At 63.2% G+C, this 5327-nt stretch carries 5 protein-coding genes; 4 read left to right on the forward strand and 1 reads right to left on the reverse strand.

Features of this window, described 5'->3' with window-relative positions; translation table 11 throughout:
- The 4 genes from ADK28_RS05990 to ADK28_RS06005 form a co-directional block, all read left to right on the forward strand.
- Positions 1-991: BCCT family transporter (locus ADK28_RS05990; protein WP_048795156.1), on the forward strand; the 991-nt coding region annotated here is incomplete at its 5' end.
- Between the two features lie 26 nt (positions 992-1017).
- The gene (locus ADK28_RS05995; protein WP_033639430.1) at positions 1018-2142 is read left to right on the forward strand and encodes an aromatic ring-hydroxylating oxygenase subunit alpha; all 1125 of its coding nucleotides are present in this window, start codon (positions 1018-1020) and stop codon (positions 2140-2142) included.
- 45 nt (positions 2143-2187) lie between these two features.
- The gene (locus ADK28_RS06000) at positions 2188-3636 is read left to right on the forward strand and encodes an NAD-dependent succinate-semialdehyde dehydrogenase (RefSeq protein ID WP_048795157.1); all 1449 of its coding nucleotides are present in this window, start codon (positions 2188-2190) and stop codon (positions 3634-3636) included.
- Between the two features lie 41 nt (positions 3637-3677).
- A complete protein-coding gene (locus ADK28_RS06005) occupies positions 3678-4643 on the forward strand; it encodes a PDR/VanB family oxidoreductase (RefSeq protein WP_048795158.1) in 966 nt (321 codons plus the stop codon).
- A 30-nt stretch (positions 4644-4673) separates the two neighbouring features.
- Here the strand turns inward: ADK28_RS06005 and ADK28_RS06010 are convergent.
- The coding region (locus ADK28_RS06010) for an ABC transporter ATP-binding protein (protein WP_048795159.1) at positions 4674-5327 on the reverse strand (654 nt) is incomplete at its 5' end.

Raw genomic sequence — 5327 nt, forward strand, 5'->3', positions numbered from 1 at the left:
GGCCTCCACCTTTACCCGCGGGCTGACGGCATTGACCGGCATCCCGGATAACTTCGCGGTGCAGGCGACGGTGATCCTGCTGGCGGCGGTGATCTTCTGTCTCAGCTCTTACATCGGCATCGACGGCGGCATGCAGCGCCTGAGCAAAATGGTCGGCTGGGGCGCTTTCGCCTTCGCCGGGCTGGTGCTGCTGGTCGGCCCCACCGAGTTCACCATCAACAACACCATCAACGCCATCGGCCTGACGGCGCAAAACTTCCTGCAGATGAGCCTGTTCACCGATCCGATGGGCGACGGCAGCTTCAGCCGCAGCTGGACGGTGTTCTACTGGCTGTGGTGGATCTCCTATACCCCGGGCGTGGCGATGTTCGTCACCCGCGTCTCGCGCGGCCGCAAGATTAAAGAAGTGATCTGGGCGCTGCTGCTCGGCAGCACCCTCGGCTGCTGGTTCTTCTTCGGTTCGCTGGAAAGCTACGCCATGCACCAGTTCATCAGCGGGCAGCTCAACGTGCCGGAGATCCTCAGCACCCAGGGCGGCGAAACCGCCGTGCAGATGCTGCTGACGGCGCTGCCGCTCGGCAAGCTGTTCCTGGCCGCCTATCTGTTCATCATGATCATTTTCCTGGCCTCGCACATGGACGCGGTGGCCTACACCATGGCCGCCACCAGCACCCGCAACCTGCAGGAGGGGCAAGATCCCAGCCCGATGCTGCGCCTGTTCTGGTGCGTGGTGATCACCCTGATCCCGCTGTCGATCCTGTTTACCGGCGCCTCGCTGGACACCATGAAAACCACGGTGATCCTGACCGCGCTGCCGTTCCTGCTGGTGCTGCTGGTGAAAACCTACGGCTTTGCCCGCTGGCTGAAGCAGGACTACGCGGCCATCCCGGCGCATCTGATCGAAAGCAGCCCGCCGGCGCTGCCCGACGCGCCGGCGACCGCCGAACTCTCCGCTCCATCGTCGTATCAACCGCGCCCTATGGCGAAATGACAATAAGAAAAGAGGAAGGTTAACTTATGAGCACTCTGATCCCTGAATTTACCTTACCGAAAGATTTCTGCGCCGACGCCCGTGAGGCTTACACCATTCCGGCCCGGTTCTATACCCACCAGGCGGCGTTCGAGCACGAAAAAGAGCAGGTGTTCGCCACCAGCTGGATTTGCGTGGCGCACCGCAGCGAGCTCGCCGAACCGAACGACTACATCACCCGCGAGATCATCGGTGAAAACATTCTGGTGGTGCGCGGCCGCGACAAGGTGCTGCGCGCCTTTTACAACGTTTGCCCGCACCGCGGCCACCAACTGCTGGCGGGCGACGGCCGGGCGAAAAACGTCATCACCTGCCCTTATCACGCCTGGGCGTTCAAGCTGGACGGCGAACTGGCGCACGCGCGCAACTGCGAAAACGTGCAGAACTTTGATAAGGAAAACTCGCACCTGGTGCCGGTGCGGGTCGAAGAGTACGCCGGGTTTATTTACGTCAATCTGGACTCGCAGGCCGGCACGGTGGAAGACCAGTTGCCGGGCCTCGGCGCCAAAGTGCGCGAGGCCTGCCCGCAGGTCGACGATCTCAAGCTGGCGGCGCGTTTCGTCACCCGCACTCCGGCCAACTGGAAGAACATCGTCGACAACTACCTCGAGTGCTACCACTGCGGCCCGGCGCACCCCGGCTTCGCCGACTCGGTGCAGGTCGACCGCTACTGGCACACCCTGCACGGCAACTGGACGCTGCAGTTCGGCTACGCCCGCCCTTCCGAGCAGTCGTTCAAGTTTGAAGAGGGTAAAGAAGCCAGCTTCCACGGCATCTGGCTGTGGCCGTGCACCATGTTCAACATGCCGCCGCTGGAAGGCATGATGACGGTGATCTATGAGTTCCCGGTCGATGCGGAAACTACCCTGCAGCACTACGACATCTACTTCACCAACGCCGATTTGAGCGACGAACAGCTCAAACTGATCGACTGGTACCGCGACGTGTTCCGCCCGGAAGATTTGCGGCTGGTGGAGAGCGTGCAAAAAGGCCTCAAATCGCGCGGCTATCGCGGGCAGGGGCGCATCATGGCCGACGGCGCCGGCAGCGGCGTCAGCGAGCACGGCATCGCCCACTTCCACAACCTGCTGGCGCAGGTTTATCAACCCTGATGCGACGGGGCCCAATAGCTCCTCCCCCTGACTTGTGAGGTTCTCGTGAATATTTCCGATCGGGCGCTATTCCGCCAACAGGCCTACATCAGCGGCCAATGGCGCGACGCCAACAACCAGGAAACCCTGCCGGTGAGCGATCCCGCCACCGGCCAACTCATCGGCAGCGTGCCCAACATGGCGACGGCCGAAACCCAACGAGCGATCGACGCCGCCCAGCAGGCGCTGGAAGGCTGGCGCGCGCTGCCGGCGCAACAGCGCGCGCAGCTGCTGCGCCGCTGGTTCGAACTGATGCTGGAACACCAGCAGGATCTGGCCAGCCTGATGACGCTGGAACAAGGCAAACCACTGGCGGAATCGCTGGGCGAAATCCGCTACGCCGCCTCCTTTATCGAATGGTTCGCCGAACAGGCCAAACGCACCAACGGCGACATCATTCCCTCGCCAAGCGGCGATAAACGCCTGATGGTGCTGAAACAGGGCATCGGCGTGTGCGCGGCGATCACGCCCTGGAACTTCCCAGCGGCGATGATCACCCGAAAGGCCGCACCGGCGCTGGCGGCCGGCTGTACGCTGGTGGTCAAACCCGCCAACGAAACCCCTTATTCAGCGCTGGCGATGGCCGAACTGGCCGAGCGCGCCGGCATTCCCGCCGGGGTGTTCAACGTGGTGACCGGCAACTCGCAGGCGATCGGCGCCGAGCTGACCCGCAACCCGCAGGTGCGCAAGCTGAGCTTTACCGGCTCCACGCCGGTGGGCCGCCTGCTGATGCGACAAAGCTCGGACACCATCAAGAAAGTGTCGCTGGAGCTGGGCGGCAACGCGCCGTTCATCGTGTTTGACGATGCGGACATCGATGCCGCAGTGGAAGGCGCGCTGATCGCCAAATATCGCAACGCCGGGCAGACCTGCGTCTGCGTCAACCGTTTCTACGTGCAGCGCGGCGTTTACCCGCAGTTCGCCGAGAAGTTTGTCGCCCGCGTAGCGGCGCTGCAGGTTGGCAACGGTTTCGAACCCGGCATGCAGATCGGCCCGCTGATCAACCGCAAGGCGCGCGACAAGGTGGTGGAGCTGCTCGATGACGCGCTGAGCAAAGGCGCTCAGGTGCTGACCGGTGCCACGCCGCACGCGCTGGGCGGCAATTTCTTCACCCCGACGGTGCTGGGCGACGTGCAACCCGGTTCGCTGCTGCTGGAAGAAGAGATCTTCGGCCCGGTCGCGCCGCTGGTGGTGTTCGATGACGAAGCCGAGGCGATCCGCCAGGCCAATGACACCATCTACGGATTGGCCGCCTACTTCTACACCCGCGATGCGGCGCGCATATGGCGCGTTTCGGAGCGGCTGGAGTACGGCATGGTCGGTATCAATACCGGGCTTATCTCCAACGAGGTCGCGCCGTTCGGCGGAGTGAAACAGTCGGGCCTGGGGCGTGAAGGCTCCGAATACGGCATCGAAGACTATCTGGAGCTCAAATACCTGTGCCAGGCGGTATAACTTTTTTATGCGCGGGGACGCCCGCGCTTTGGAGCCAATGAATGACCAGCTATCAGATGCTTGATGTTCGCGTCGTCGACATCGAAATCGTCACCGCACAGGTCAAGCGCTTTACTCTGGCGGATCCGCAAGGCCGGCCGCTGCCCGCCTTCAGCGGCGGCAGCCACATCATCGTGAAAATGCAGGACGGCGAGAAGCGCTACAGCAACGCTTACTCGCTGCTCAGCTCACCGTTCGAGCTCGACCGTTACCAGATCGCCGTTCGGCGCGAGTCTCCTTCCAAAGGCGGTTCTGACTTCATGCATGACCGGCTGGCGGTCGGCGATACGCTGACCATCAGCACCCCGAATAACCTGTTCGCGCTGGCGCCGGAGGCACAGCATCACGTGTTGATCGCCGGCGGCATCGGCATCACGCCGTTTATGGCCCATCTGCATGAGCTGCAACGCAGCGGCCAACGCTACCATCTGCACTACTGCTTCCACAGCGAGGAACACAACGCCTTCCAGCAGCAGCTGACGCAAGCGCCATTCACCGACAACGTCAGTTGCCATGTCTCCAGCCTTGGCGGCCGGTTGGATCTGGCGCGCACGCTGGCCGACGTGGAACCCGGCGCCCATATCTACGTCTGCGGCCCGAGGGCGCTGAACGAAGCGGTCTACCGGACCGCCGCCGAACGGGGTATCGACGCCGCGCGTTTACACAGCGAAGCCTTCGCCGCCGAAGACACGGCGGGCGGCGCCTTTACGCTGGTGCTGGCCCGGTCGGGTATTGAACTTGAAGTGGCGGAAGACATGACCATCCTGCAGGCGCTGGAAAACAGCAAGGCGGCCAGGGTCGAGTGTCTGTGCCGCGAAGGCATTTGCGGCACCTGCGAAACCCGCATCGTCGAGGGGGAAGCCGACCACCGCGATCAGTATCTCAGCGACGAAGAACGCGCGGCGCAGCAAACCCTGTTGATCTGCTGCTCGCGCGCCAAAGGCAGCCGACTGGTGCTGGATTTGTAAACGGAACGCCCGCATCAGCGGGCGTCCTGATTAGGCTTTCGGGAATATCCACAGATGATCGGCCGGCAGGGAGAGCCGGCACAGCGCCCGATCGCGCGCCTCGTGGCCATAGGCGCGCACCACGAAATCTTCGGCCACGGTGCGGAACAGGTATTCCCAGCGATCGCCGAGATACATGCTGGTCAGCAACGGCAGCTCAAGCTGGTTGCCCTGCGGATCTTCGCCCAACCGCACGCGCTCCACGCGGATCACCGCCGTGCCCTCCTGCCCGACCTGCACGCCGGCGCCCGCTTTGCCCCACAGCGCCCAATCCTTGCCTTCGATGCGCGCCCGGTCGCCTTCCAGCGCAACAACCTTGCCCGGCAAGCGGTTGTTGCTGCCCATGAACTCGGCGGTGAACAGCGTGGTGGGTGAACCGTACATCTCCTGCGGCGTGCCCTGTTGTTCGATTTTGCCGTTATTGAGCAGCAGGATGCGATCGGAAATGGCCATCGCCTCGTTCTGATCGTGGGTCACCATCAGCGCCGACAGACCGAGCTTGATGATCAGCTCGCGCAGGAATACCCGCGCCTCTTCGCGCAGCTTGGCGTCGAGATTGGACAGCGGCTCATCCAGCAGGATCACCGGCGGGTTGTAGACCAGCGCACGCCCGATCGCCACGCGCTGCTGCTGGCCGCCGGAAAG

The organism is Serratia sp. 506_PEND, from assembly GCF_001076875.1.
Classification (GTDB): Bacteria; Pseudomonadota; Gammaproteobacteria; order Enterobacterales; family Enterobacteriaceae; genus Serratia; species Serratia marcescens.